The sequence below is a fragment of the Streptomyces sp. NPDC029139 genome (assembly GCF_055564335.1).
The window spans coordinates 29,739-55,179 of record NZ_JBVHWN010000008.1; the positions used below are offsets into that span (position 1 = coordinate 29,739).

Annotated in this window: 23 protein-coding genes; 13 read left to right on the forward strand and 10 right to left on the reverse strand. The window is 70.9% G+C overall.

Annotated features, from left to right (window positions below; translation table 11 throughout):
* Nucleotides 1–301: 301 nt before the first annotated feature.
* Nucleotides 302–2,089 carry a glyoxylate carboligase gene (gene gcl, locus ACZ4VW_RS19330; protein WP_467963881.1) on the forward strand — a complete coding sequence of 596 codons (1,788 nt, stop codon included), beginning with the start codon at nt 302–304 and terminating at the stop codon, nt 2,087–2,089.
* A gap of 28 nt (nt 2,090–2,117) precedes the next feature.
* On the opposite strand, the gene ACZ4VW_RS19335 is transcribed toward gcl, so the two are convergent.
* Nucleotides 2,118–3,137 (reverse strand): transcriptional regulator, encoded by a 1,020-nt coding sequence (locus ACZ4VW_RS19335; protein ID WP_467963883.1) that lies wholly within the window; start codon nt 3,135–3,137, stop codon nt 2,118–2,120.
* A gap of 58 nt (nt 3,138–3,195) precedes the next feature.
* On the opposite strand from ACZ4VW_RS19335, the gene ACZ4VW_RS19340 reads away from it, so the two are divergent.
* Nucleotides 3,196–4,398: an MFS transporter gene (locus ACZ4VW_RS19340; RefSeq protein WP_467963885.1), complete on the forward strand. Its 1,203-nt coding sequence runs from the start codon at nt 3,196–3,198 to the stop codon at nt 4,396–4,398.
* On the opposite strand, the gene ACZ4VW_RS19345 is transcribed toward ACZ4VW_RS19340, so the two are convergent.
* The 4 genes from ACZ4VW_RS19345 to ACZ4VW_RS19360 form a co-directional block, all read right to left on the reverse strand.
* The gene (locus ACZ4VW_RS19345) at nt 4,334–4,999 is read right to left on the reverse strand and encodes an HNH endonuclease family protein (RefSeq protein ID WP_467963887.1); all 666 of its coding nucleotides are present in this window, start codon (nt 4,997–4,999) and stop codon (nt 4,334–4,336) included. The genes ACZ4VW_RS19340 and ACZ4VW_RS19345 overlap by 65 nt on opposite strands.
* A gap of 463 nt (nt 5,000–5,462) precedes the next feature.
* A complete protein-coding gene (locus ACZ4VW_RS19350) occupies nt 5,463–6,920 on the reverse strand; it encodes a catalase (protein WP_467963889.1) in 1,458 nt (485 codons plus the stop codon).
* A gap of 190 nt (nt 6,921–7,110) precedes the next feature.
* Nucleotides 7,111–8,001, reverse strand: a complete 891-nt coding sequence (locus tag ACZ4VW_RS19355; RefSeq protein WP_467963891.1) for a 2-hydroxy-3-oxopropionate reductase — start codon at nt 7,999–8,001, stop codon at nt 7,111–7,113.
* Between the two features lie 42 nt (nt 8,002–8,043).
* On the reverse strand, nt 8,044–8,895 hold the full coding sequence (locus ACZ4VW_RS19360) for a TIM barrel protein (RefSeq protein WP_467963893.1): 852 nt from the start codon (nt 8,893–8,895) through the stop codon (nt 8,044–8,046).
* Between the two features lie 140 nt (nt 8,896–9,035).
* Between ACZ4VW_RS19360 and ACZ4VW_RS19365 the strand changes: the two genes are divergently transcribed.
* From ACZ4VW_RS19365 to ACZ4VW_RS19405, 9 genes are all read left to right on the forward strand, one after another.
* On the forward strand, nt 9,036–9,284 hold the full coding sequence (locus ACZ4VW_RS19365) for a thiamine-binding protein (RefSeq protein WP_467964317.1): 249 nt from the start codon (nt 9,036–9,038) through the stop codon (nt 9,282–9,284).
* Nucleotides 9,285–9,328: 44 nt separating this feature from the next.
* A complete protein-coding gene (locus tag ACZ4VW_RS19370; protein ID WP_467964319.1) occupies nt 9,329–9,667 on the forward strand; it encodes a helix-turn-helix domain-containing protein in 339 nt (112 codons plus the stop codon).
* A gap of 156 nt (nt 9,668–9,823) precedes the next feature.
* Complete coding sequence (gene uraD / locus ACZ4VW_RS19375; RefSeq protein WP_467963895.1) at nt 9,824–10,339, forward strand: 2-oxo-4-hydroxy-4-carboxy-5-ureidoimidazoline decarboxylase; 516 nt, start codon at nt 9,824–9,826, stop codon at nt 10,337–10,339.
* Nucleotides 10,336–10,725: a hydroxyisourate hydrolase gene (uraH, locus tag ACZ4VW_RS19380; protein ID WP_329114186.1), complete on the forward strand. Its 390-nt coding sequence runs from the start codon at nt 10,336–10,338 to the stop codon at nt 10,723–10,725. Before uraD ends, uraH begins: the two co-directional genes overlap by 4 nt.
* 5 nt (nt 10,726–10,730) lie before the next feature.
* Nucleotides 10,731–11,654 carry a factor-independent urate hydroxylase gene (pucL, locus tag ACZ4VW_RS19385; protein ID WP_355106816.1) on the forward strand — a complete coding sequence of 308 codons (924 nt, stop codon included), beginning with the start codon at nt 10,731–10,733 and terminating at the stop codon, nt 11,652–11,654.
* Between the two features lie 69 nt (nt 11,655–11,723).
* Complete coding sequence (locus ACZ4VW_RS19390) at nt 11,724–13,130, forward strand: nucleobase:cation symporter-2 family protein (protein WP_467963898.1); 1,407 nt, start codon at nt 11,724–11,726, stop codon at nt 13,128–13,130.
* Between the two features lie 48 nt (nt 13,131–13,178).
* Nucleotides 13,179–14,567 (forward strand): 8-oxoguanine deaminase, encoded by a 1,389-nt coding sequence (locus tag ACZ4VW_RS19395; RefSeq protein ID WP_467963900.1) that lies wholly within the window; start codon nt 13,179–13,181, stop codon nt 14,565–14,567.
* Nucleotides 14,568–14,869: 302 nt separating this feature from the next.
* Nucleotides 14,870–16,318, forward strand: coding sequence for a nucleobase:cation symporter-2 family protein (locus tag ACZ4VW_RS19400; RefSeq protein ID WP_467963902.1), 1,449 nt, complete (start codon nt 14,870–14,872; stop codon nt 16,316–16,318).
* A gap of 98 nt (nt 16,319–16,416) precedes the next feature.
* On the forward strand, nt 16,417–17,067 hold the full coding sequence (locus tag ACZ4VW_RS19405; protein WP_467963904.1) for an aspartate/glutamate racemase family protein: 651 nt from the start codon (nt 16,417–16,419) through the stop codon (nt 17,065–17,067).
* A gap of 64 nt (nt 17,068–17,131) precedes the next feature.
* On the opposite strand, the gene ACZ4VW_RS19410 is transcribed toward ACZ4VW_RS19405, so the two are convergent.
* Together ACZ4VW_RS19410 and ACZ4VW_RS19415 are read right to left on the reverse strand one after the other, a co-directional pair.
* Complete coding sequence (locus ACZ4VW_RS19410) at nt 17,132–17,722, reverse strand: TIGR03086 family metal-binding protein (RefSeq protein WP_467963906.1); 591 nt, start codon at nt 17,720–17,722, stop codon at nt 17,132–17,134.
* 106 nt (nt 17,723–17,828) lie between these two features.
* On the reverse strand, nt 17,829–18,407 hold the full coding sequence (locus ACZ4VW_RS19415; RefSeq protein ID WP_467963908.1) for a hypothetical protein: 579 nt from the start codon (nt 18,405–18,407) through the stop codon (nt 17,829–17,831).
* Nucleotides 18,408–18,539: 132 nt separating this feature from the next.
* Here ACZ4VW_RS19415 and ACZ4VW_RS19420 point away from each other — a divergent pair, with 132 nt between their 5' ends.
* Both ACZ4VW_RS19420 and ACZ4VW_RS19425 read left to right on the forward strand, forming a co-directional pair.
* On the forward strand, nt 18,540–19,490 hold the full coding sequence (locus ACZ4VW_RS19420; protein WP_467963910.1) for a fibronectin type III domain-containing protein: 951 nt from the start codon (nt 18,540–18,542) through the stop codon (nt 19,488–19,490).
* A 54-nt stretch (nt 19,491–19,544) separates the two neighbouring features.
* Nucleotides 19,545–21,410 (forward strand): hypothetical protein, encoded by a 1,866-nt coding sequence (locus tag ACZ4VW_RS19425; RefSeq protein WP_467963912.1) that lies wholly within the window; start codon nt 19,545–19,547, stop codon nt 21,408–21,410.
* Nucleotides 21,411–21,481: 71 nt separating this feature from the next.
* Here the strand turns inward: ACZ4VW_RS19425 and ACZ4VW_RS19430 are convergent, their stop codons facing one another.
* From ACZ4VW_RS19430 to ACZ4VW_RS19440, 3 genes are all read right to left on the reverse strand, one after another.
* Nucleotides 21,482–22,639, reverse strand: coding sequence for a GDSL-type esterase/lipase family protein (locus ACZ4VW_RS19430; protein WP_467963914.1), 1,158 nt, complete (start codon nt 22,637–22,639; stop codon nt 21,482–21,484).
* Nucleotides 22,640–22,932: 293 nt separating this feature from the next.
* The gene (gene aceB, locus ACZ4VW_RS19435; protein WP_467963916.1) at nt 22,933–24,555 is read right to left on the reverse strand and encodes a malate synthase A; all 1,623 of its coding nucleotides are present in this window, start codon (nt 24,553–24,555) and stop codon (nt 22,933–22,935) included.
* Between the two features lie 224 nt (nt 24,556–24,779).
* Nucleotides 24,780–25,394 carry a nucleotidyltransferase family protein gene (locus ACZ4VW_RS19440; protein WP_467963918.1) on the reverse strand — a complete coding sequence of 205 codons (615 nt, stop codon included), beginning with the start codon at nt 25,392–25,394 and terminating at the stop codon, nt 24,780–24,782.
* Nucleotides 25,395–25,441: the final 47 nt, after the last annotated feature.

Sequence of the window (25,441 nt, forward strand, 5' to 3'; positions counted from 1 at the left end):
CGCGCACGGGAACACCGGCGCCGCGTACGGAAGCGTACGGAGGCATTCCGGGCAGTGCACCGGTACCGACTCACTCACACCGAACCCCACGCCGAACCCCCTGTCGTCCCGACTCCATCGTCCATCAATCCGCCACGGGAGGGGAGGTACTTCGGCCAACCTCCGACCGCCGTCTCTTGACGGCCGTCGGCCCCCCGACCTACATTGCTTCCACATAGTAGAACAATACTTCCGCAATACGGAAACGAGCCCACGGGACGGTGGCGCACCCGTTTCCGCCTGGCCGAAGCAGGAGCCCTCCATGCCTCGTATGACCGCCGCCGCAGCGGCCGTTGAGATCCTCAAGCGCGAAGGCGTCACCAACGCGTTCGGCGTGCCCGGCGCGGCGATCAACCCCTTCTACCGCGAGCTCAAGAACGTCGGCGGGATCAGCCACACCCTCGCCCGCCACGTCGAGGGCGCGTCCCACATGGCCGAGGGCTACACCCGGGCCAAGGCCGGCAACATCGGTGTCTGCATCGGTACCTCCGGCCCGGCCGGCACCGACATGATCACCGGTCTGTACTCCGCGATCGCGGACTCGATCCCGATCCTGTGCATCACCGGCCAGGCGCCGGTCTCGAAGCTCCACAAGGAGGACTTCCAGGCCGTCGACATCGCCTCGATCGCCAAGCCCGTCACCAAGGCCGCCACCACGGTCCTGGAGGCCGCGCAGGTCCCCGGTGTCTTCCAGCAGGCCTTCCACCTGATGCGCTCCGGCCGCCCCGGCCCGGTCCTCATCGACCTGCCGATCGACGTCCAGCTGACCGAGATCGAGTTCGACCCGGAGACGTACGAGCCGCTGCCGGTCTACAAGCCGCAGGCCACCCGTGCCCAGGTCGAGAAGGCGATCCGGTTCCTGCTGGAGTCCGAGCGCCCGCTGATCGTCGCCGGTGGCGGCATCATCAACGCCGACGCCTCCGACCTGCTGGTCGAGTTCGCCGAGCTGACCGGCGTCCCGGTCATCTCCACCCTGATGGGTTGGGGCACCATCCCGGACGACCACGAGCTGGCCGCCGGCATGGTCGGTGTGCAGACGGCCCACCGCTACGGCAACGCGACCTTCCTCGAGTCGGACTTCGTCCTCGGCATCGGAAACCGCTGGGCCAACCGCCACACCGGCTACAACATGGAGGCCTACACCAAGGGCCGGAAGTTCGTCCACGTCGACATCGAGCCGACCCAGATCGGCAAGATCTTCGCCCCGGACTACGGCATCGCCTCCGACGCCAAGGTCGCCCTCGAGCTCTTCATCGAGGTCGCCAAGGAGCTCAAGGCCTCCGGCGAGCTGCCGGACTTCTCCGCCTGGGCCGCCTCCGCGCAGGACCGCAAGGCCACCCTGCAGCGCCGTACGCACTTCGAGAACATCCCGATGAAGCCGCAGCGCGTCTACGAGGAGATGAACAAGGCGTTCGGCCCGGAGACCCGCTACGTCACCACCATCGGCCTCTCCCAGATCGCCGCCGCGCAGTTCCTGCACGTCTACAAGCCGCGCCACTGGATCAACTGCGGCCAGGCCGGCCCGCTCGGCTGGACCATCCCGGCCGCCATCGGCGCCGCCACCGCGGACCCGGACACCCCGATCGTCGCGCTCTCCGGCGACTACGACTTCCAGTTCATGATCGAGGAGCTGGCGGTCGCCGCGCAGCACAAGGTCCCCTACGTCCACGTCCTCGTGAACAACGCGTACCTGGGCCTGATCCGCCAGGCGCAGGGCAACCTGGGCATCAACTTCGAGGTCAACCTCGAGTTCGAGAACATCAACACCCCGGAGATCGGCGTCTACGGCGTCGACCACGTCAAGGTCGCCGAGGGCCTGGGCGTCAAGGCCATCCGCGTCACCGACCCGGAGGAGCTGGGCGCCGCCCTGGAGGAGGCCAAGAAGATGGCCCAGGAGTTCCAGGTCCCGGTCGTCGTCGAGGCCATCTTGGAGCGCATCACCAACATCGCGATGAGCAAGACGGTCGACATGAGCGACGTCACCGAGTTCGAGGAGATCGCCACCGAGCCCGGTCACGCGCCGACCGCGATCAAGGCCCTGAAGGTCTGATCGCCCGATCGAGGCCCTGAAGGCCCGATCACCGTACGGCGGTGACGGCCCCCGCTCCGAGAGCACCGGAGCGGGGGCCGCCCTGCGCCCGCACCAGAGCCGCCCCGGCCTCCGTCCAGTCGTAGAGGACGGACCTCCCGGCCCGCCTCCGCCGCACCAGCCGGGCGTCGAGCAGCACCTTCAGATGCCGCCCCACCGACCCGAGCCCCTGGCCCGTCAGCGCCACCAACTGACTGGTGGACAGCGGGGACTCCAGCCGGACGAGCACTCCGGCCCGGCCGCTCCCGAGCAGCGCGGCAAGGGCCGAGGGCACGGCCGGGCCCTCCGAGCCGGCGAGGGCTCCCGCGCAGGGGTAGACGATCGCGAAGCGCTCCGTCCCCTCCCACGAGACCCATCCCCGGCTCGGGGTCACGGGCACGAGGAACAGGCGCCCGCCCGCGGCCGATCTCGGCGGACCGGCACGGGTGTTGACCTGCAGCCGTCCTTCCCCGAGCCACCGCGTCCTGCCCGGGCACAGCTCGTCGAGCGCCGCCGCCCAGCCGCTCCGTGACAGCCGCGCCGTACGCGCCAGCACATCCGCCTCCAGCACGCGCCGGCGCTGCGGCCAGGTCGGCAGGACCGTCTCCCGCCACACCCAGGTGAGCAACTCCGCCATCCGGTGCGGCAGATCGGTCGCCGACGCCAGCGGCTCCGGCACCGGACCGCCGAGCGAGACGGCCAGATCCGCCACCGCCGCCGCGGGCGGTGTCTCCCGGATCCGGGCCAGCTCCCGGTCGAAGTCGGGCTCGCCCTCGCCAAGCGGTGTGGGCGTCACGAAGTCGGCGTTCCACGCCGTCCCGAGCGCGGCCCGTACCAGCGGGGCGTCGAGCGGATCGGCCGTCAGACGTGCCCGGTAGGCGGGCAGATGGTCCGCGAGCCAGGCACTCTCGCCCGGATGGGAGGGCCGCGGCAGGTCCAGCGTCTGCAGCGCGGCGATGGTCTCGGCCAGCGGGGACACCAGGAACCGGCTGCCGGCGAGCGCGTCCGCGTCGATCTGCCACCAGCCCATGTTTCGCCTCCCCGCGAAGATTATCGGCCGGCCGCCGCGCTCTCGGAGACTCCGACGCATGCGCAGCTACCAGGAGCTGTTCCGTACGCCGGAGTTCACCCCGCTCTTCCTCACGGCGGCCGTCCAGGTCGCGGCCCAGACGGTCGCGGGTCTGGGCATCGCCACGCTCGTGTTCCGGTCGACGGGCTCCCCCTTCCTCTCCGCGCTCGCCCTGTTCGGTCCCGCGCTCGCCCAGGTCCTCGGCGCGACGACGCTCCTGTCGGCCGCGGACCGGCTGCCGCCGCGCGCCGCCCTGTCCGGCGTCGCGCTGGTCTTCGCCCTCGGAACGGCCGCCCAGGCGGCTCCCGGACTTCCGGTGGCCGCGGTCTTCGCGATCCTCCTGGTCCTCGGTCCGGCCGGTTCCGTGGGCGGCGGGGTGCGCTACGGACTCCTCGGCGAGATCCTGGCCCGCGAGGGCTATCCGCTCGGCCGCTCGGTGCTGAACATGGCCGCCGGTGTGTGCCAGATCGCCGGGTTCGCGACCGGCGGAGTGCTGGTGGCGATGCTCTCGCCGCGCGGAGCGCTGCTGGTCGGCGCCGCCCTCCATCTCGCCGCGGCGCTCCTCGCCCGCCTGGGCCTCTCCCGTCGCGCGCCACGGACCACCGGCCGGGTCACGGCCGCCGAGACCTGGCGCGGCAACGCGCTCCTGTGGTCCTCTCGTCCGCGCCGGCTCGTCTATCTCGCCCTCTGGGTCCCGAACGGCCTGATCGTCGGCTGCGAAGCGCTGTTCGTCCCGTACGCTCCCGAGAGCGCGGGGCCGCTCTTCGCCTGCGCCGCGTTCGGGATGCTGGCCGGGGACACGGTCGTCGGGCGTTTCCTGTCGCCGGAGCGGCGGGCCAGGCTCGGCCCGCCGCTCCAGATGCTGCTGGCAGCCCCGTACCTGCTCTTCGCGTTCGGCCCGGGGCTGCCGCTCGCCCTGGTGGCGGTGACCGTGTCCGCGGTGGGCTACAGCGCGAGCCTGCTGTACCAGGAGCGGCTGGTGGCCCTGGTGCCGGAGGCGCTGCGCGGTCACGCTCTCGGGCTGCACTCCTCGGGAATGGCGGCGCTCCAGGGGCTGAGCGCGGCGCTGGCCGGCGCCGTCGCCCAGGTGACCTCGCCGGCGACGGCGATGACGGTGCTCGCCGCCGCCTCGCTGGCCGTCAGCGTCGGGCTCGTCGCTACTGAGGGGCCTTCGACCGGACCACGACCGTCTCCTCGCAGGGCCCGTCGGCGAACAGCTTGAGCGCCTCGATCTCCTCCTTGTCGGCGGTCAGGCCCCAGCGCAGCTTGGTGCCGACCCATTCGGAGACGTAGCGGCAGTACTGGCTGGAGGCCGACGGGACCCAGTCGGCGGGGTCCCGGCCGGCCTTGTCCCGCCGGCTGCGGGCGGTGACGGCGACGAGCGTGCCGGGCGAGCCCAGGTCGTTGGCGTACCTCTCGCGCCGGGCCGCGGTCCAGTCGGAGGCGCCGGACCGCCAGGTCTCCTCCAGGGAGACGACGTGGTCCACGCGGAGGGCGGCGGGGTCGCTGACGCTCTGACCGTCGTAGTACGAGGTCCACCGGCCGCCCCTCAGGGTGCAGCCGGGGCCGGTCTTCGGGGCCTCGACGGCTTCCTCCAGGAGGACCTCGCCACGGGTGTCGCAGCCGTCGTCGGGGTCGAGACCGGCGTTCCAGTGGCGGAAGGCGGTCACCTTGTAGCCCTCCGGGTCCTCGGTCGCCTCGGTGAGGTCGGCGAGGGCGTCGGGGAGGAGGACGACGTTCGCCGACAGGGCGGGGGAGGGCACGGCGAGCGCGGACAGGATCAGCGCGAGCGGGGTCAGGCCCCGCACCAAGTTCTTGATCATGCAGGAGTGGATAGCGGCGGGGGAGGGGCGCAGTGAAGGAGAAGCGCGGTGCGCTCGCCCGAGCGGGTGGGGATCTTCACCGCAGAAACGATGCGCTGGCGGCCGGGGGTGACGAGCACGCGGAAGAGCGCGGAACCAGGGACCGTAAACCTGGTTCCGCGCTCTCGTCTGAAACCCGCCCGACGGTGCGAGGCTGGCGCGACAGGACGTTCGCGCCGCCGGGCGGAGTCTTGGGGGAGGTGGGGCGTTGGGACCGCGGCGGCGACGACGGGCTGCCCGGATCCCTTCCTTCAGGTCAAGAAGGGGCCTGGTTCGCCCTTACCACCGCACTGGCTCGTACGCCGCCGCGGTCCTCACGCTGTCCGTTCCGCCGGCCACCCCTCATCCGGGCCGTCGGTCCGGACGGCGTACGGCAGCTGACCTCCCGTCAAGTGCCGTACGCGGTCTGGAAACTCCGTGAGGGTCAGTCCTCGCGCAGGGCGCGGACCGCCTCCTCCACGCGCTTGCCGTACTCCGGGTCGGCGGCGGCGAAGTGCGCGATGTTCTTCTCGATCACGTCCTCGCGGGAGACCTGGGACAGGCCGCCGGCGATGTTGGCGATCAGACGGTTCTTCTCGTCCTCGGACATCAGGCGGTAGAGCTCACCGGCCTGGAAGAAGTCGTCGTCCTTGTTGTGCAGCGGGGCCTCGTGCGTGCCGGTCCAGCCGTGGATGGCCAGCGGGGCGGAGAGCGCCGCGTCGGTCTGCGTGGGACCGGAGTACGAGTTGGGCTCGTAGTTCTTGTCCGTGCGCGAGCCGTTGCGGGTGGCCATGAGGCCGTCGCGGCCGTAGTTCTCGGCCACGGTCGCCTTGGGGGCGTTCACCGGCAGCTGGGTGTGGTTGACACCGAGGCGGTAGCGGTGGGCATCGGCGTAGGCGAAGAGGCGGCCCTGGAGCATCTTGTCCGGCGAGGGACCGATGCCCGGGACGAAGTTGTTCGGGGAGAACGCGGCCTGCTCGACCTCGGCGAAGACGTTGTCCGGGTTGCGGTCGAGGACCAGACGGCCCACGCGCTGCAGCGGGTAGTCGGCGTGCGGCCACACCTTGGTGAGGTCGAACGGGTTGAAGCGGTAGTCCGCGGCCTCGGCGGCCGGCATGACCTGGACGTACAGGGTCCACGAGGGGTTCACACCGCGCTCGATGGACTGCAGCAGGTCGGTCTGGTGCGAGTTCGCGTCCGACCCGACGACCTCGGCGGCCTGCTCGGCGGAGAGGCAGCGGATGCCCTGGTTCGTCTTGAAGTGGTACTTGACGAAGAAGGCCTCGCCCGCCTCGTTGGTCCACTGGTAGGTGTGCGAGCCGTAGCCGTTCATGTGACGGTACGAGGCCGGGATGCCGCGGTCACCCATCAGCCAGGTGATCTGGTGCGTGGCCTCGGGGGCGTGCGCCCAGAAGTCCCAGACGTTGTCCGGCTCCTGCTTGCCCGTGAAGGGGTCGCGCTTCTGGGAGTGGATGAAGTCGGGGAACTTGATCGGGTCCTTGATGAAGAACACCGGGGTGTTGTTGCCGACGAGGTCGTAGTTGCCCTCTTCGGTGTAGAACTTCAGCGCGAAGCCGCGGGGGTCGCGGACGGCGTCCGCGCCACCGAGCGAGTCGGCCACGGTCGAGAACCGGATGAAGGTCTCGGTGCGCTTGCCGACCTCGGAGAGGAAGGCGGCCTTCGTGAAGCCGGTGACGTCGTCGGTCACCTCGAAGTAGCCGTACGCGCCGGAGCCGCGGGCGTGGACGACGCGCTCCGGGATCCGCTCACGGTTGAAGCGCGCGAGCTTCTCCAGCAGGTGCTGGTCCTGCAGCAGGATGGGGCCACCGACGCCGGCGGTGGCGGAGTTCTGGTTGTCGGCGACCGGGGCGCCGGACTCGGTCGTAAGCACGCGCTTCGACATCGTGACCTTCCGTACGGGAGCTGCACTGCTGGGGGGTGGCTGGAGCGTAAGTACGTCCCGAAGCCAACGTCAACAGTTTGTTGAAAATGAAGTGTGGTGTTCCGGACGGCGACGACGCCTGGGCGCGACAGGACAGGTGTCAGCGCCGCCGCCGTCCGGAAATCTGGGGCCCCCTGGCGAGGGCGGAGGGTCAGACCTGCCGGCCGGAGAGGCGCTCGACGGCGCGCAGCAGGGCCGAGTGGTCCAGGCCGCCGTCACCCTGCGCACGCAGGGAGGCGACGAGCTGGGCGACGACGGCACCGACCGGGAGGGCCGCGCCGACATTGCGGGCGGCGTCGGTGACGATGCCCATGTCCTTGTGGTGCAGGTCGATCCGGAAGCCGGGCTTGAAGTCCCGGTTCAGGAAGTTGTCCTTCTTGCGGGTCAGGACCGTGGAGCCGGCCAGACCGCCGTTGAGGACGTCCAGGGCGGCCTGGAGGTTCACGCCGGACTTCTCGAGGAAGACCACGGCCTCGGCGCACGCCTGGATGTTGACGGCCACGATGAGCTGGTTGGCGGCCTTCACCGTCTGGCCGGAGCCGTGCGGGCCGCACAGGACGATGGTCTTGCCGAGGGCCTCGAGGACCGGCAGGGCCTCGTCGAAGTCGGCCTGCTCGCCACCCACCATGATCGACAGGACGGCCTCGATGGCGCCGGCCTCGCCGCCGGAGACGGGCGCGTCGATGACGCGGATGCCCTTCTCCTTGGCGTTCTTGGCCAGGTCCACGGAGGTCTGCGGGGTGATCGACGACATGTCGATGATCAACGCGCCCTGCCTGGCGTTCTCCAGGATGCCCTCGGGGCCGTAGGAGATGGCCTCGACCTGCGGGGAGGCGGGCACCATCGTGATGATCACGTCGGCGTCCTCGACGGCCTCGGCGATCGACGTGGCGGCGGTGCCGCCGGCCTTGGCGAGGCGGTCGAGCTTGTCCTGCTCCAGGGTGAAGCCGGTGACGGAGTAGCCCGCCTTGATCAGGTTCTCGGACATGGGGGAGCCCATGATGCCGAGGCCGATCCATGCGATCTTGGGAAGAGTGCTCATGGTGAGGGTGCCTCTCGAAAAACTGGTGGTACGGGGAGGAAGTCAGCGGGCCGCGCGGGCCTCGGCCGGGAGCCACTCGAAGGACGCGGCGGCGTCGGCGGCCTTGTACTCCAGGCCGACCCAGCCGTCGTAACCGGCCTTCCTGAGCTCGTCGAGGAGCTGCGCCAGGGGGAGCTCGCCGGTGCCCGGCGCGCCACGGCCCGGGTTGTCGGCGATCTGGACGTGGCCGGTCTTGTCGGCGTACTGCGCGATGACCTGGCTGACGTCCTCGCCGTTCATCGACAGGTGGTAGATGTCGAGGAGGAACTTGGCGTTGCCGAGCCCGGTGGCCGCGTTGACCTTGTCCACGACCTCGATCGCGGAGGGGGCGCTCACCAGCGGGTAGAGCGGCGACTCCGGCTTGTTCAGGGTCTCGATCAGCAGGATCGCGCCGATCCGGTCGGCCGCGCGGGCCGCCAGGACCAGGTTCTCCAGGGCGAGGGCGTCCTGGATCTGCGGGTCGACGCCCTCGACGCGGTTGCCGTAGAGCGCGTTGAGCGCCTTGCAGCCGACCGAGGCGGCGAAGTCGGCCGCCACGTCGATGTTGGCGCGGAAGCGGTCCGACTCCTCACCGGGTACGGAGAGGGCGCCGCGGTCGGGGCCGGGCAGCTGACCGGCGTAGAAGTTCAGGCCCACCAGCTGGGTGCCGGCGTCGTCCAGAGCCTTCTTGAGCGCGTCGAGCTCGCTCTGGTCGGGGATGGCGGTGTCGATCCAGGGCCACCACAGCTCGACCGCGGTGAAGCCCGCCGCGGCGGCGGCCGCGGGGCGCTCCAGGAGCGGGAGTTCCGTGAAGAGGATCGACAGGTTCACATCGAAGCGCTGGTCCGTGACTGCGCCTTCTGAGAAGCGGGCCATGAGGGGCGGCGCTCCTTCCGTATTGCGGAAGTAACTTTCTGTCTGACGGAATGTTGCAAGTGGAGCGGCTGACTTGTCAAGAGGGTTCGGCAGCTCAGGGCTGCCGTCGGCCGACTCCCGGCCAGTAGCGTGGGGGCATGGTGCGTTTGAAAGTGGAGTTCACGACCGAGCCGTTCGACCTGGACGAGGCGCCGGCGCACGCGGTCGTGGCGCGTGAGGTCATCCAGGCGGCCGAACTGGACGCGGTGGATGTCGGTCCCTTCGGAAACACGGCGGAAGGGGAAGCCGACGCGGTGCTGACGGCCGTGGACGCGCTGCTGCGCCGGTCTCTGGCGGCCGGCGCGACCCGTGTCTCCCTCCAGGTCAATGTGATCGGGGAGGAGTCGTGACCGAACACCCTCTGATCGCCGCGGTGAAACCGCTGGTCGACGCGATGGGCGCGGAGATACTGGGCCCCGAGCAGGCCGAGACCGACGACGTGGTGCTCGCCTGGGAGGGCGAGGACGTCCTCGCCGTCCGCCTTCCGCAGCTCTCGGACTCGCTCGACCACATTCTGGCCGCCATGGAGCGACGGCACGGGATGCCGCTGGCCGAGCTGGACCGCAAGGCGAAGCAGGAGGCGGTCCGGATGCTCGAGGCGCGTGGCGCCTTCTCCGTACGCCATGGAGTGGAGACGGTGGCCGGGGCACTGGGTGTCAGCCGGTTCACCGTATACAACTACCTGAACAGGGAGACCGCCCTGAACAGGGAAAAGGCCCCCAAGAACAGCTAGTTGATCATGTGTGGCCACAAGCCGTCGTCCGGATGTCGGGACGACGGCTTTTGTGTGGCCGAGTTTTCAACAAAGTGTTGACGTGGTGTTGCGGGAGGGCGTTAGCTATCCGCAGCCCGTCCGACGCACAGCGAAAAACAGCCACGGAGGCTTCCCGTGACTTCAGGTACGACACCGGGCCTCACCCGGTTCAACACCTCGGCGGACAGCGACGCTGTCGCCGCGCTCCACGAGGTGTGTTCCAGTTCGGCGTGGGGGAGCAAGATCCTCGCCCAGCGCCCGTACGCCACCGTCGAAGCCCTCTTCCTCGCCAGCGACGCCGCCATGGCCGAGCTGACCGCCGAGGATCTGGCCGAGGCGATGGCGGGCCACCCGCCGATCGGTCGTCCGAAGGCAGGGGACCCGACCTCCTCCCGCGAGCAGAGCGGGATGGCCGGCGCCTCCGAGGAGCTCAAGGCCGAGATGCTCGAACTCAACCTGGCCTACCAGGACAAGTTCGGTCATGTCTTCCTGATCTGCGCCACCGGCAAGACCGGCGAGCAGATGCGCGACGCGGTCCGCGAGCGGATCGAGCACTCGCCCGAGCAGGAGCGGGAGATCGTCCGCACCGAACTGGGCAAGATCAACCGCATCCGCCTGACCCGTCTCGTAGAGGAAGAGAGCGCCGTATGAGCACCGACACCACCGCCTCGGTGTCCACGCACATCCTGGACACCAGCATCGGCCGCCCCGCCGAGGGCGTGGCCATCACGCTCGCGGCCCGCAGCGGCTTCGACGCGCAGTGGGTCACGCTCGGAGGCTCCGCCACCGACGCGGACGGGCGCTGCAAGGACCTGCCGGCCCTGCCGGAGGGCACCACCCACGTACGACTCGACTTCGAGGTCGAGGAGTACTTCTCCAAGAAGCAAGCCGAGGCGCAGCAGGACGCCCCCCGCGTAAGGGACAGCGGTGCGTTCTTCCCGGAGGTGGCGATCACGTTCGCCGTCAAGCCGGGCGAGCACTACCACGTACCGCTGCTGCTCAACCCGTTCGGCTACTCCGTTTACCGAGGGAGCTAGCAGACATGCCCACGATTCTCGGCCAGAACCAGTACGGCAAAGCAGAGAACCGCGTCGTCAAGATCACGCGGGACGGCGACACCCACCACATCAAGGACCTGAACGTCTCCGTCGCCCTCTCCGGCGACCTCGACGATGTCCACCTCTCGGGCTCCAACGCCCACTGCCTGCCCACCGACACGACCAAGAACACCGTATTCGCCTTCGCCAAGGAGTACGGGATCGAGTCGGCCGAGCAGTTCGGCATCCACCTCGCCCGTCACTTCGTGACGAGCCAGGAGCCCATCCACCGGGCCCGGATCCGGATCGAGGAGTACGCCTGGGACCGCATCGCGACCTCGGACGCCAACTCCAAGTTCATCGGCTCGGACGAGGTGAACCACTCCTTCGTCCGCCAGGGCCAGGAGACCCGCGTCACCCAGATCACGTACGACGGTGAGAAGTGGGAGGTCATCTCCGGCCTCAAGGACCTCGTCGTGATGAACTCCACCAACTCGGAGTTCTGGGGCTACATCAAGGACAAGTACACCACCCTGCAGGAGGCGTACGACCGCATCCTGGCCACGCAGGTGTCCGGCCGCTGGCGCTTCAACTGGACCGACGACGACCAGCGGATGCCCAACTGGGAGCGCTCGTACGCCGAGACGAAGAAGCACATGCTGCAGGCATTCGCCGAGACGTACTCCCTCTCGCTGCAGCAGACGCTGTACCAGATGGCCTCGCGCATCATCAACCACCGCTCGGAGATCGACGAAGTGCGCTTCTCGCTCCCGAACAAGCACCACTTCCTGGTGGACCTGGAGCCCTTCGGGCTCAAGAACGACAACGAGGTCTACTACGCCGCCGACCGCATGTACGGCCTCATCGAGGCCACGGTGCTGCGTGACGGAGCCACGGCGCAGATCCCGGTCGACATGACCAACCTCTAGCGGCACCCCGTGGCCGCCCCCGCCCGCCCGCAGCAGGGCGGGGGCCGCCACCACCGGAGGGACCTACCAATGGCACAGCCCGTCATGGGGCCGGCATCCGCAGAAGGCCCGTGTTCCATCCCATCGGCCACCTCGACCGAGGTCCACCCGGTGGACGAGAAGCTCCCCGCCTCGCGGCTCGTTCCCGCCGCGCTCCAGCACATCGCCGCCATGTACGCGGGTGTCGTCACCCCTCCGCTGATCATCGGCCAGGCGGTCGGCCTGGACGCCGCCGGGATGACCCGGCTCATCGCCGCGAGCCTCCTCATCGCGGGCTGCGCCACCATCCTCCAGACGATCGGCGCCGGCCGCTTCGCCGGAAACCGGCTCCCGTTCGTCAACGCCGCCTCGTCGGCCGGCATCGCACCGATGCTCGCGATCGCCGAGACCAGCGCCCCCGGCCACCAGCTCCCCGCCATCTACGGCGCGGTGATGGTCGCCGGAGTCTTCTGCCTCGCCGTCGGACCCTTCTTCGGCCGGCTGCTCCGCTTCTTCCCGCCGCTCGTCACCGGCGTCGTGATCACCCTCATCGGCGTCACCCTGATGCCCGTGCCGGTGAGCTGGGCCCAGGGCGGGAACAGGGAAGCCGCCGACTTCGGCGCCATGAAGTACCTCGCGCTCGCCGCCTTCACACTCGTCGTGATCCTGCTCTTCCAGCGCTTCGGCAAGGGCTTCGTCAAGCAGGTCGCCCTGCTGCTCGGACTGTTCGTCGGAACGCTGGCCGCGATCCCCTTCGGGATGGCCGACTTCACCGCCCTGCGGGAGGCGCCGGTCGCGGCGCTGCCCTCGCCCTTCGCCTTCGGCGCGCCGGAGTTCCAGCCCGCCGCGATCCTCTCCCTGTGCATCGTCATGCTCGTCCTGATGACGGAGTCCAGCGCCGGAATGCTCGCCCTCGGCGAGATCTGCGACCGCAGGAGCGACGGCCGGACGATCACCCGGGGCCTGCGGACCGACGGCGTCGCCACTCTGATCGGCCCTGTCTTCGGCGGCTTCCCGACCTCCGCCTTCGCCCAGAACGTCGGCGTGGTCTCGCTGACCCGGGTCCGCTCCCGCTACGTCGTCGCCGTCGCCGGTGGCGCCCTGCTGGTCCTCGGCGCCTTCCCGGTCCTCGGCGCGGTCGTCTCCATGGTGCCGATGCCCGTCCTCGGCGGCGCCGGCATCGTCCTCTTCGGCTCGATCGCCGTCTCCGGCATCCGTACGCTCTCGGAAGCCGGACTCGACGACAGCTCCAACATCATCCTGGTGGCCGTGGCGCTCGGCGCGGGCATCATCCCGCTCGCCGCTCCCACCTTCTACGCGGACTTCCCGGCCTGGGCGCAGACCGTGCTCGGCTCCGGCATCAGCGCCGGAGCGCTCGTCGCGGTCATGCTCAATCTGTTCTTCCACCATCTCGGCACCCGGAGCCGTCACGCGGCCCCGGCACTCAAATCCTCCTAGGGTCCTGCCGTGCCCACACCACCGCAGAGGAATGAAGGAACCACCGCCATGGCAGCACCTTCGGCAGCCCAGCGCATCGTCATCGAGAACTGTGCGATCGCGACCGTGGACGCCAACGACACCGAGTACGCCTCCGGGTACCTGGTCGTCGCCGGCAACAAGATCGAGTCCATCGGCGCCGGCAAGGCGCCCGAGGGCCTGGAGAACGTGGTACGCCGGATCGACGCCACCGGTCATCTGGTGACGCCCGGTCTGATCAACACCCACCATCACTTCTACCAGTGGATCACCCGGGGCCTGGCCACCGACCACAACCTCTTCAACTGGCTGGTCGCGCTCTACCCGACGTGGGCCCGCATCGACGAGTCGATGGTCCGTGTCGCCGCCCAGGGCTCGCTGGCCATGATGGCCCGCGGCGGTGTCACCACCGCCATGGACCACCACTACGTCTTCCCGAAGAACTCCGGTGACCTGTCGGCCGCCATCATCGGTGCCGCCTCCGACATGGGCGTGCGCTTCACTCTCGCCCGCGGTTCGATGGACATGAGCGAGAAGGACGGCTTCCTGCCGCCGGACTTCGCCGTCGAGACGACCGAGGGCGCGCTCGCCGCGACCGAGGAGACGGTCAAGAAGTTCCACGACGCCTCCTTCGACGCGATGACCCAGGTCGCCGTCGCCCCGTGTTCCCCCTTCTCCATCTCCACCCGCCTGCTCAAGGAGGGTGCCGAGCTGGCCCGCCGCCTCGGCGTGCGGATGCACACGCACGGCTCGGAGACGGTGGAGGAGGAGAAGTTCTGCCACGAGCTGTTCGGCATGGGCCCGACCGACTACTTCGAGTCCACCGGCTTCCTCGGTGAGGACGTGTGGATGGCGCACTGCGTCCACATGAACGACTCCGACATCGCGGCCTTCGCCCGTACCGGTACGGGTGTGGCGCACTGCCCCTCCTCCAACGCGCGCCTCGCCGCCGGCATCGCCCGGGTCCCGGACATGCTCAAGGCCGGCGTCCCGGTCGGCCTCGGCGTCGACGGCACGGCGTCCAACGAGTCGGGCGAGCTCCACACCGAACTGCGCAACGCGCTCCTCGTCAACCGCCTCGGCGCCCACCGCGAGGCCGCGCTCAACGCCCGCCAGGCCCTGCGCCTCGGTACGTACGGTGGCGCCCAGGTCCTCGGCCGAGCCGACAACATCGGTTCTCTGGAGCCCGGCAAGCTCGCCGACTTCGTGCTCTGGAAGGTCGACGGCCTCGGCCACTCCTCGATCGCCGACCCGGTCACCGCGATCGTGTTCGGCGCCGCTGCCCCGGTGACGGCCTCGTTCGTCAACGGCAAGCAGATCGTCGAGAACAACCGCCTGCTGTTCGCGGACGAAGAGGCGATCGCCCGCGACGCGCGCGCGGAGGCGCAGCGCCTGGCCCGCATCACGGCCCAGGGCTGATCCGCCCCAAGGAGTCCGACCGAGGGGGACGGCCCTCGGTCGGTCGCCACGGACCCGAGCGGGGTCCGTGGCCGGCCGGACGGGGGGTGCCCGTACGAAAAGAGGTACGGCACCCCCCGGACGGTCGACGTGTCCAGCCCTCCCCGGACACCTGACGCACCGCACCACCCCCGAGAAATCCCTTTGTAGAAGCACCCCCCACTTCCTCATGAGCCGCACCCGTGAGGCGCAGGATCTGCACCACTTTGCACCACCTCCCTGACATCCGCGTCGCCGACGTGTAACCGACCGGAGGAACCGCCGTGGCCGCCAAGCCCAGGTTTCGCAATGATGCACCCGATGCAAGCGCCGACACCGAAGACCAGAGGCATCCGGTCGACGAGACGCTTCCGCCCCTGAAGATGTTCACCAGCGGCCTCCAGCACGTGGCCGCCATGTACGCGGGTGTCGTGGCCCCGCCCCTGATCGTCGGCGCGGCCGTCGGACTCTCCGGCACCGAACTGACCTTCCTCACCGGGGCGAGCCTCTTCACCGCCGGACTCGCCACCTTCCTCCAGACGCTCGGCGTCTGGAACATCGGCGCCCGGCTGCCGTTCGTCAACGGCGTCACCTTCGCCGGCGTCGCGCCCATGCTCGCGATCGTCGACACCACCGACGACAAGTCCGACGCGCTGCCGATCATCTTCGGCGCGATCATCGTGGCCGGAGTGCTGGGCTTCATAGCCGCCCCGTACTTCTCCAAACTCGTCCGCTTCTTCCCGCCCGTCGTCACCGGCACCGTGATCACCCTCATCGGTGTCTCGCTGCTCCCGGTCGCCTTCGGCTGGGCCCAAGGGCCCAATCCGACGGCGAAGGACTACGGTTCGACGACCTATCTGAGCCTCGCCGCGATCACGCTCGTGGTCGTCCTGGTCCTGCGCCGCTTCACCCGGGGCTTCCTGAAGCAGATCGCCGTCCTGGTCGGTCTGGTCATCGGCACCCTCATCGCGATCCCGTTCGGTGTCACGGACTTCAGCCCGGTGACCGAGGCGTCCGTGGTCGGCTTCCCGACCCCGTTCCACTTCGGTGCCCCGCAGTTCGCGCTCGCGGCGATCATCTCCATGTGCGTCGTCATGCTCGTCTCGATGACGGAGTCGACCGCCGACATGCTCGCCCTCGGCGAGATCGTCGACCGGCCCGCCGACGAGAAGACCATCGCGGCCGGGCTGCGCGCCGACACCCTCGGCTCCGCCATCAGCCCGCTCTTCAACGGCTTCATGTGCAGCGCCTTCGCCCAGAACATCGGGCTGGTCGCCATGACGAAGATCCGCAGCCGGTTCGTCGTCGCCTGCGGAGGCGGCGTGCTCGTCCTGATGGGTCTGTCGCCGATCGCCGCCTCGCTGATCTCGGTCGTCCCGCGGCCGGTGCTCGGCGGCGCGGGCGTGGTCCTCTTCGGCTCGGTCGCGGCGAGCGGCATCCAGACGCTCGTCAAGGCCGGTCTGGAGAAGGACAACAACGTGCTGATCGTGGCGGTCTCGCTGGCCGTCGGCATCATCCCGATCACGGTGCCGGAGTTCTACCACGCCTTCCCGGAGACCGCGAAGATCATCCTGGACTCCGGCATCTCGACCGGCTGCGTCGCCGCGGTCCTGCTCAACCTGGTCTTCAACCACTTGGGGAGGCGCCGGGACGACGACGAGGTCACGGCGCCCATGGAGCCGGGCGAGGAGATCTCCGGGACCCGCACGGCCAAGGCGGCGCACGTCCACTGAACGCGCCCCTTCCGCTCCCCGAGCCGGTCCCCGCGTACGCCGCGGGGACCGGCCGCGCGCGTGTGCCCTCGCCCCGGGGCCCGGGCCCCCGCACGCTCGTGCTCATCAACCCCAACACCTCCGCCGCCACGACGGCGATGATGACCGCCGTCGCGCGGCGGACCCTCGGGCCGGCGCTGCGCGTCCAGGGCGTGACCGTGGAGCGTGGGCCCCGGATGCTGACCGACCCGGCGGCGCTGCGGGCCGCTTCCCCCGAGGTCGTCGCGGCCGGCCGCCGGACGCTGGCCACCGGCTCCCCCGCGGCCCTGGTCGTGGCCGCTTTCGGCGACCCGGGCCTCGACGAACTCCGGGCCCTGGCGGGCGTGCCGGTCGTGGGGATCGGTGAGGCCGCCCTGCTCGAGGCGTCCGCCGCCGGTACGCCCTTCGGCATCGTGACGACGACCCCGCTGCTCGCGGACTCGATCGCCGACCGGGTCGCCCGGCTCGGCCTCACCGCCCTCTTCACCGGCCTCCGCCTGACCCAGGGCGCCCCCGAACGGCTCTCCGCCCATCCGGACCGGCTCCGCGAGAGCCTGGCCCTCGCGGGGGAGCGCTGTGTCGTACGGGACGGGGCCCGCGCCCTCGTCGTCGCCGGTGGCCCCTTGAGCGATGCGGCGGAAGCCCTCCGCCCCCGCTTCGCCGTCCCCGTCATCGCCCCCGTCCCGGCCGCGTGCCGACGCCTCCGGGAGATCCTGACGCCCTCGCGCTGACCGGCGCGGGACGCCGCGGGACGCCGAGGGCCGGCGCAAGACGCCGCGGGCCGGGCGGGCGTGCCTACGCCGGCCGCCAGTCCGGCCGGCGGCCGCTCAGCCCGATCACCCGGTCGAGGAGAGGCGCGTCCTCCGGCACGGGGACGATCGGGCCGAAGAAGCCCTCGTCGTCGGCGGAGTCGGCCGTGGGCGTCAAAAGCTCCTGGGAAGACGCCAGTTCCTCCTCTCCCGCCGCGTACTCCTGGTCCGTCGCACGGGCCAGGTCCCAGCCGTGGATCAGCAGTTCGTTGAGCGCGACCCGGCCCATGACCGCGGCGGGCAGCTCCACCCCGCCCGCCTGTGTGTCCCCGTCCCACGCACCCGGTTCCCGCCAGGCCGCCGCCAACTCCTCCACAGCCTTCGGCAGGGCCGTGCGCCAGTCGTCCTCCAGCACCGGCAGCTCCGAGCCGGGCGGCGTGCTCGTCGTCGGGCCGAAGTCCTTGCGGGCCGCGTCGCGGAAGGCCACGCTCAGCCCCACGAGATGGGCGAGCACCTCCCGTACCGCATAGGCGGGGCACGGGGTCGGGTCCCCGAGCCGCTCGTCGCCGATGCCCTCCGCCAGCCGCGCCACGCGCTCCGCCGCCGGACCCAGATCGATATGCGTCGTCTTCTCCATGCAGGACAGACCGTCCGGCCCCCCCGGAACTCATCGCACCGTCCCGGACGACGCCGCCGGAACGCGTCGCAGGCCCCCGGACCACGCCCCCGGAACCACCCCGGCCTCATCGCCGCGCTCCGATCCGCCGCAGGCACTCCGGCGCGAGCGCCGGGTAGGCGGCGGCGATCGCCTCGTACAGCCGCCTGCGCAGAAGCCGCTCGGCCTCGGCCCGGCCGGTCGACCCGTACAGGCCGTCGAGCAGCGTCTCGTACCGCGACAGGGCGTGCCACAGGTAGTTCACCTGCCAGCGCACCAGCGCCCCGGCCGCGACCCCTCCGGGGCTGCGGGCCCCGAGCATATGCCGGTGGCGCACCGCCCGGCGCTCCAGTTCGGCAGAGGGCAGTCGCGGCACCTCGATCGGCTCCGCCCGGATCGCGGCGAGCACCGCCTGCCGCCGCGCCTCGGCCCCCGCCTCCGCCGCCGAGGAGCGCCGGCCCGCCGCGTCCGCGCACTGGGCGAACTCCGGAGTCCGCTCCACCGCCTCCACCCGCGCCACGAGATACAGCCGCACCGGCGCGAGCGACCAGCGCCGCGGATCCCGCCCTTGCACATCGGGCGTGCCGAGCAGGTCGCGCACCATCGCGTCGGTCCAGCCGCGCTCGCGCAGCCCGGCGAGCGTCACATACGTCATACGGTCCGTCATGATTCCCCCACGATTCGGTCACGGAGAGTGACGAACTCAGTGAAGCGCACGCCACTGACAGCGACCCTCTTGCCGCCTCGCCGGGCTCATGCCATACAGGTCTGGACCATTCCGACGGACGGAGGCATTCCTGTGCAACGCCCGCTCGCCGCAAGCCTGTCGGCCCTCGCCGCCTTCTCCCTCATGGCCTGCTCCGGCGAACCCGAGAAGGACACCCACAACCCCACCACCCCCACCGGAATCACCGCCTCCGCGGGCAGCGCGAGCACCGTGCACGTGATGTGGAGCGCGGCCACCGACGACCGCGCCGTCACGGGCTACGAGGTGTACCAGCAGGGCCGCAAGGTGAAGGACCTCCCCGCCACGACGCTCATGACGGACATCGTGAACCTCACGCCCGCCACCGCCTACACCTTCACCGTCCGCGCCCGCGACGCCGCCGGGAACCGCTCCGCGCCCAGCGCGCCCGTGCCCGCCACCACCCTCGCCGCGACCGCCAGGGACCGCACGCCCCCGACGACCCCCGGAGCCCTGCGCGCCACCCCCGACGGACGCCACGCGGCCACCCTGACCTGGACGCCGGCCCGCGACGACACCAAGGTCACCGCGTACGACGTCTACCAGGCCGACGCCCGCGTCCACACGGTCCCCGGCACGGCGACCACCGCCCGCATCACCGGCCTGCGCCCCGGCACGGTCTACTCCTTCACCGTCCGCGCCCGTGACGCCGCCGAGAACTCCTCCCCGGACAGCGGCCCCGCCGACCTCACCACCGCCCGCGCCCCCGGAGCCCCCGCGAACACCGCCCCCACGCACCTCGGGGCGACCGCCACCCCGGACGGGATCACCCTGACCTGGACGCCGCCGAGCACCGGAGCCGCGGTCAAGGAACACCAGCTCTACCTGAACGGATCCTTCGCCACCACCATCGTCTGGGGCGCCGGCCCCCCACCCGGCCCGGCCACCTACACCTTCACGGTCACCGACGCCCCGGGGACCCGCTACAGCGTCAAACTCCGGGCGAGACTGCCCGACGGCACCTGGGGTGACTTCTCCGCCCAGCGGACCGTTGTCGTCCCATGACAGCCGCCCCGCCCACCTCGGCGGCCGGGGCGCGCCGGAACTACCCTGGGAAAGGTGGCAGCGACCGTGCTCACCAACACCGGGCTCGACACGTTCCTCGACGGAACCCCCGAGTCCCGAGCCTCCTCGTACGCGCGCGCCGCCGACGCGCTGCTCGGGCTGTTGTCCCTGCGCGGGGCCGATCGCAGGAGCGGGCTGCCCGAGCCGACCGTGGACCTCGTGCGTCACGTGCTCGTGGAGGACGTGCCGGCCTTCGTGTACGCGACGCCCGAGGAGCTGTCCGCGTATCCCGCCGTCCTCGTGGCGCTCACCGAGCGGGTCCGGGAGGCCGGGCGGCTCAACGGCAAGCGGCAGGCGCGCATCCTGGCCGCCGTCGAGGAGACCGTGCCCGACTTCGAGCGGGCGATGAAGGATCCCGCCAACCTCACCTGGCAGCGCTGGTACGCCTCGCTGCTGCGGGCCGACGGCACCGACCCCCGGGACCCCGCCGCTGTCCGGACCTGGCTCGCCGCCCACGACGGGATCACCCCGCCGGACGGGCTGCGCCGGGCCGACCTCATGAACCGCAGCGAGCTCGCCGACATGGTCCTCGCCGAGGCCCTCACCGGCGCGTACGTACGGGAGGCGGAAACACCGTCCCCTGCCGGCCCCCTGCTGTCCGACGGCGACGTCGCGCACGGCGTGGGCACGCTGGCGGGCCGTCTGGTCGACCGCTGGACCGCCGAGGGGCTCGCCGAGGCACTCGCGGGGCCGTACGCCCATCTCGCCCCCGGCCCGGACGCCTTTCCGCACCTCGTCCTCGCCGACACCCTCCTCGACGAACACCTGAACTACTACGAGGACTCCTCCGTCCCCCTCCCCCCGCCACCCGTCGAGGCCCATGACACCCAGCGCTCGGTCGAGGCAGGTGCCGACCTGCTCGCCGCGGCCGTCGAGGAGATGAAGAGCGAGACGGCCGGTCTGTACGACGGCGAGGCAGCGCACCTGCTGTACGCGCTCTACCAGCGCGGCTCCAGCGCCGAATCGGTCGCCCGCCGAGCCGCCGAGTTCGAGGACTGGCCGGTCGACCCCCGCCTGGAGGACGCGCCCGTCCTGGTACCGGCGAAGGCCCCCGGCGCCTATGTGGTTCCGCCCGCCGCGGAGCTCTCCCGGCTTCTCGGGACCCCCGTCACGGACGACGACCGTGCCCGCCTCGAACCCTCCGCCCGCGCCATGGCCGACACCGTCGACCGGATGGCCGGGACCGGCATGGTCTTCCGCGCCGGCGACGCCTTCGGCCTCACCCCGTGGGGCGTCGAGGTCCTGCACTACCTGCTGCGGGTCCGGGGAGTCGCGGCGCCCGACGCCGCGCAGGCCGCGGCCTGGGACGCCCCGACCGTCATCGCCGCCGCCGAGGGCTGGTCCGCCTCCGCCGCCACGCGCGTCCTCAACGAGTGGCTCCACGCGCGCGGGAACACCGTCGACGCCTGGAGCCGGCTGCTCACGGCCCTCGGCACCGTCAACGCCGGTACGCACGAGGCCGCCGACACCCGCGCCGTCTTCGGCTTCCTCGACCCGGCCGCCGCTCCCGTCGAAGCCCTGCGCGCCGCCCTCGGCGACCCGGTGATGGGGGCGTACGCGTACGGGGTCCTGCGGGCCAGGGGCGAGCCCGCGGACGAGACCCGGGTGCCACGGTCCGCCCGCGCCGTGCTCATCCTGGACCGGCTCTCCCGCCACCGCACGGGCGGCCGGGAGGTCCTCGACTCCGCCGCCGCGGGCTGGCCGGGCGGCCTCGGCGCGCTGGTCGCGGAGATGGCCGCGGCCGACCCGTACCGTGCCGAGCGGACGCTCGGCGGCCTCGGTGTCGAGGTGGCCGGGCGGCCGAGGACGGGGAAGCCGCGGGCACGGCGCCGGAGCCGGGGGAAGCGCCGCGCCCGCTGAGCGACCCCGTGGGGGGTCAGGGGATCGCCGTCGGGACAGGGCCGTCGGGAGATCGCCGTCGCGACCGGCCGTCAGGACACGGCCGTCAGGTACATCCCGGAGGCGCCGGTCCCGGCCGTGTTGCGGCAGGAGAAGTCGCCGCTCGGCTGGGCGTGGATCAGCGCGAGGCAGCGGCCGAGCGCCAACTGGCCGTAGTGGTTGGGGTGCACGTTCTCCTGGATCGGCCCCTGCGTCTGGTTCTGGTCGATCCAGCGCGCCCACTCGCTCGTCGATGCCGAGGCGGGCACCGTCGAGCTGACCTGCTTGCTGGCCTTCGCGCACACCTCACGGCCCTGCAGCATGTCCCGCAGATCCATGAACTGCACGCCCTTGGCGGCGGCGACACCCTTGAGGCGGTTGGCGACCTGCGGGACGAGCGAGTCCCGGGCCCAGTCGGAGTCCAGGTTCCAGAACGGGCAGCCGCCCGTGTTGGTGCGGGTCCAGCCGCTCTCCCCGTAGCGGTTCTCCGCGGCGCGCGGGATGGGGGACGGGTACGACTGGAGCACGATCCGGTAGGAGGAGGCGGCGTACCCGGCGCCGGACATCACCGCCCGGATCTCGTCGACGGACTTGCCGACGCCCGCCATCGCGGCGTCGATCTTCGCGTCGACGGCGGCCTGCTGGTCGTCGTGGCAGTAGGAGTACCAGACGATGTAGTCGGTGGCGCAGTTGCGGATGATGTCGGCGAAGCCCAGGTCGTTGCCGCCGATGGACAGCACGATCGTCCGTACGTCGTGGGAGGCCGCGACGGCGGCGAGCTGGTCGGCCTGCGGAGCCTCGCCCTTGTAGGCCACACCGCCGTTCGACGCCCGGAAGACGTTCTGGGTCGTGGCGCCGGAGCAGGCCAGGTTGATCAGGGCCGACGCGATCGCGCCCGCGCTCTTCACCTCGGCCGCGTCGGAACGGTGGCAGCCGTTGACCGCCGTGGTGCCGTAGACCCGGGAGGGATCGTATACGGCCCCCGTCCACGCCCGGTCGGTCCCGTTGCGGCTGCCGCTCGTGGTGAGGCTGTTGCCCTGCCAGCGCCCGGCCTCTCCGGAGATGTAGCTGTCACCCATCGAGACGACGGCGGTGGGCCCGGAACCGGAACTCGCGACGGCGGGGGAGGCGCCGCCCGCGGTGGTCAGGGCGGCGGCGGCCAGCGCGAGGGCGAGAAACCCGCGAACAGCCCGGTGGGAAGTGGGAGGCATGGCTGTGCTCCTGCGGTGCGCAGTGACGTGGGGGACAGCCGCCGGCCGGTGGCAATGCGGAATCTGGCACGCCGTGGCTTGTTACCGCTAGGTAGCTGCGTATTTCGGTTACGTCACATGGCCTGTGAAACGCACTGGAGCGAAAGTGGCTCCGCCCCCGATGCTGTGCGTACACCGGGGGCGGAGCCTGTTCGTGGTGCTGTCGAGCGAGCTGTTCGGCCGCTGTGCGGTCAGCCGGTCGGTCGGTCGCTCGATCGATGCGAAGCAGTCGATCAGACGGTCAGATCAGACGGTCAGCCGATCAGCTGGTCGTACGCCGGGAGGGTCAGGAAGTCGGCGTAGTCGGCGTCGAGGGAGACGTGGAGCAGCAGGTCGTGCGCCTGCTGCCACCTGCCGGCCGCGAAGGCCTCCTCGCCGATCTCCGCGCGGATCGCGGCCAGCTCCTCCGCCGCGACCTTGCGGGCCAGGTCCGGGGTGGCCTTCTCGCCATTCTCGAAGACGACGCCGGCGTTGATCCACTGCCAGATCTGCGAGCGCGAGATCTCGGCCGTGGCCGCGTCCTCCATCAGGTTGAAGATGGCGACCGCGCCGAGACCGCGGAGCCACGCCTCGATGTAGCGGATGCCGACCTGGACCGCGTTGCGCAGCCCGTCGTACGTGGGCTTGGCGTCGAGCGAGTCGATGGCGATCAGGTCGCCGGGCGCCACCGAGACGTCCTCGCGCAGCCGGTCCTTCTGGTTCGGCTTGTCGCCGAGGACCGCGTCGAAGGAGGCCATCGCGATCGGGACCAGGTCGGGGTGGGCGACCCAGGAGCCGTCGAAGCCGTCGCCCGCCTCACGGTCCTTGTCCGCCTTGACCTTCTCGAAGGCGACCTTGTTGACCTCGGCGTCCTTGCGGGACGGGATGAACGCCGCCATGCCGCCGATCGCGTGCGCGCCGCGCTTGTGGCAGGTGCGGACGAGGAGTTCGGTGTACGCGCGCATGAACGGGGCCGTCATCGTGACCGCGTTGCGGTCCGGGAGCACGAACTTCTGCCCGCCGTCACGGAAGTTCTTGACGATGGAGAAGAGGTAGTCCCAGCGGCCGGCGTTGAGGCCCGCGGCGTGGTCGCGGAGCTCGTAGAGGATCTCCTCCATCTCGTACGCGGCCGTGATCGTCTCGATCAGCACGGTGGCGCGGACGGTGCCCTGCGGGATGCCCACGTAGTCCTGGGCGTAGACGAAGATGTCGTTCCAGAGGCGGGCCTCCAGGTGCGACTCCGTCTTCGGGAGGTAGAAGTACGGGCCCTTGCCGAGCTCGATGAGCCGCTTGGCGTTGTGGAAGAAGTACAGGCCGAAGTCGACCAGGGCGCCGGGGACCGGGCGGCCCTCGAAGGTCAGGTGGCGCTCCTCCAGGTGCCAGCCGCGCGGCCGCATGACGACCGTGGCGAGCTCGTCGGCCGGCTTGAGAGCGTACGACTTGCCCGACCGCGGGTCCGTGAAGTCGATGTTCCGGGTGTACGCGTCGATCAGGTTGACCTGACCGAGGACCACGTTCTCCCAGGTCGGGGCCGAGGCGTCCTCGAAGTCGGCCAGCCACACCCTGGCGCCCGAGTTCAGGGCGTTGATCGTCATCTTGCGGTCGGTCGGACCGGTGATCTCGACGCGGCGGTCGTTCAGCGCGGCCGGGGCCGGCGCGACGCGCCAGGAGTCGTCCGCGCGGATCGCGGCCGTCTCCGGGAGGAAGTCGAGGGTCGAGGTACGGGCGATCTCGGCGCGGCGCTCCGCCCGGCGGGCGAGGAGCTCGTCCCTGCGCGGCGTGAACCGCCGGTGCAGCTCCGCCACGAAGGCGAGGGCCGCGTCGGTCAGCACCTCCTCCTGCCTCGGCAGGGGCTCGGCTTCGACGACGGCCAGGGGGGACGGCGCTGGTGCGGACATGAACTGTCACTTCCTTCAGCGGGCTTCACGGGCGGTGCCTTGCGGCCGCCGGGCGTCGCGGTCGGCACGGAGTGCCGCAGGCGCCGAGATACGGCCGCGAGCGCCGTCAGAGGATCAGGCGCTTCTGAACAGTGGATACTAGTTTCCTCATGGTGGAAGTTCAATGGTTTGTTGATGTCGAGATTCTTCGGGTCGACACAAGGTGGCGCTCAGTGCCACCCCCTTCACTCCAGGTGTCCCAGATCCGCCTCCGTATCGATGTCGTACGGCTCGGCCACATCCGAACAGTCCACGAGCGTGATCGCATCCCGGTGCTCCCTCAGATAGTCGCGTGCCCCCTGGTCGCCGACCGCACCCGCCGCGATCCCCGCCCATCGGTCCACGCCGAACAGCACCGGATGGCCGCGCTTCCCGTCGTACGAGGCCGCCACGAGGGAATCGCGCGAGCGGTACGCCGAGTGGATCCGCGCCACCGCTTCGGCGCCGATCCCCGGCTGGTCGACCAAGGAGACCAGCGCGGCCTCCACCGGCAGCGCCTCGGCGGCGAGCGAGGCCAGCCCCACCCGGAGGGACGACCCCATGCCCTCGGCCCACTCCGGGTTGTCGACCAGGACGCAGCCGGGCAGCTCGGCCCGCTCCCGTACGCGATCGGCCGAGGCGCCGAGCACCACATGGACCACCTCGCAGCCCCCCTCGCGCAGCACGCGCACCGCGTGCTCGACCAGCGGACGGCCGCGGTGGGTCAGGAGCGCCTTGGGCCGGCCGCCGAGCCGCCGCCCGCCGCCCGCGGCGAGCAGCAGACCGGCGATCAGGGGAGGGGTGTGTGCTGTGTGCGTCATGAGCCCTGCATACCTCATGGGGCGTCACCGAAGCCCGTACACACGTA

Coding starts and splice junctions, on each gene's coding strand:
- ACZ4VW_RS19350 (WP_467963889.1), bottom strand. CDS start 6,920: ATGTCGAAGCGCGTGCTTACGACCGAGTCCGGCGCCCCGGTCGCCGAC.
- uraH (WP_329114186.1), top strand. CDS start 10,336: ATGAGCACCGACACCACCGCCTCGGTGTCCACGCACATCCTGGACACC.
- ACZ4VW_RS19410 (WP_467963906.1), bottom strand. CDS start 17,722: ATGGAGAAGACGACGCATATCGATCTGGGTCCGGCGGCGGAGCGCGTG.
- ACZ4VW_RS19430 (WP_467963914.1), bottom strand. CDS start 22,639: ATGCCTCCCACTTCCCACCGGGCTGTTCGCGGGTTTCTCGCCCTCGCG.
- ACZ4VW_RS19345 (WP_467963887.1), bottom strand. CDS start 4,999: ATGATCAAGAACTTGGTGCGGGGCCTGACCCCGCTCGCGCTGATCCTG.
- ACZ4VW_RS19355 (WP_467963891.1), bottom strand. CDS start 8,001: ATGAGCACTCTTCCCAAGATCGCATGGATCGGCCTCGGCATCATGGGC.
- ACZ4VW_RS19395 (WP_467963900.1), top strand. CDS start 13,179: ATGGCAGCACCTTCGGCAGCCCAGCGCATCGTCATCGAGAACTGTGCG.
- ACZ4VW_RS19335 (WP_467963883.1), bottom strand. CDS start 3,137: ATGGGCTGGTGGCAGATCGACGCGGACGCGCTCGCCGGCAGCCGGTTC.
- pucL (WP_355106816.1), top strand. CDS start 10,731: ATGCCCACGATTCTCGGCCAGAACCAGTACGGCAAAGCAGAGAACCGC.
- ACZ4VW_RS19360 (WP_467963893.1), bottom strand. CDS start 8,895: ATGGCCCGCTTCTCAGAAGGCGCAGTCACGGACCAGCGCTTCGATGTG.
- ACZ4VW_RS19370 (WP_467964319.1), top strand. CDS start 9,329: ATGGGCGCGGAGATACTGGGCCCCGAGCAGGCCGAGACCGACGACGTG.
- ACZ4VW_RS19390 (WP_467963898.1), top strand. CDS start 11,724: ATGGCACAGCCCGTCATGGGGCCGGCATCCGCAGAAGGCCCGTGTTCC.
- ACZ4VW_RS19340 (WP_467963885.1), top strand. CDS start 3,196: ATGCGCAGCTACCAGGAGCTGTTCCGTACGCCGGAGTTCACCCCGCTC.
- ACZ4VW_RS19415 (WP_467963908.1), bottom strand. CDS start 18,407: ATGACGGACCGTATGACGTATGTGACGCTCGCCGGGCTGCGCGAGCGC.
- aceB (WP_467963916.1), bottom strand. CDS start 24,555: ATGTCCGCACCAGCGCCGTCCCCCCTGGCCGTCGTCGAAGCCGAGCCC.
- ACZ4VW_RS19440 (WP_467963918.1), bottom strand. CDS start 25,394: ATGACGCACACAGCACACACCCCTCCCCTGATCGCCGGTCTGCTGCTC.
- gcl (WP_467963881.1), top strand. CDS start 302: ATGCCTCGTATGACCGCCGCCGCAGCGGCCGTTGAGATCCTCAAGCGC.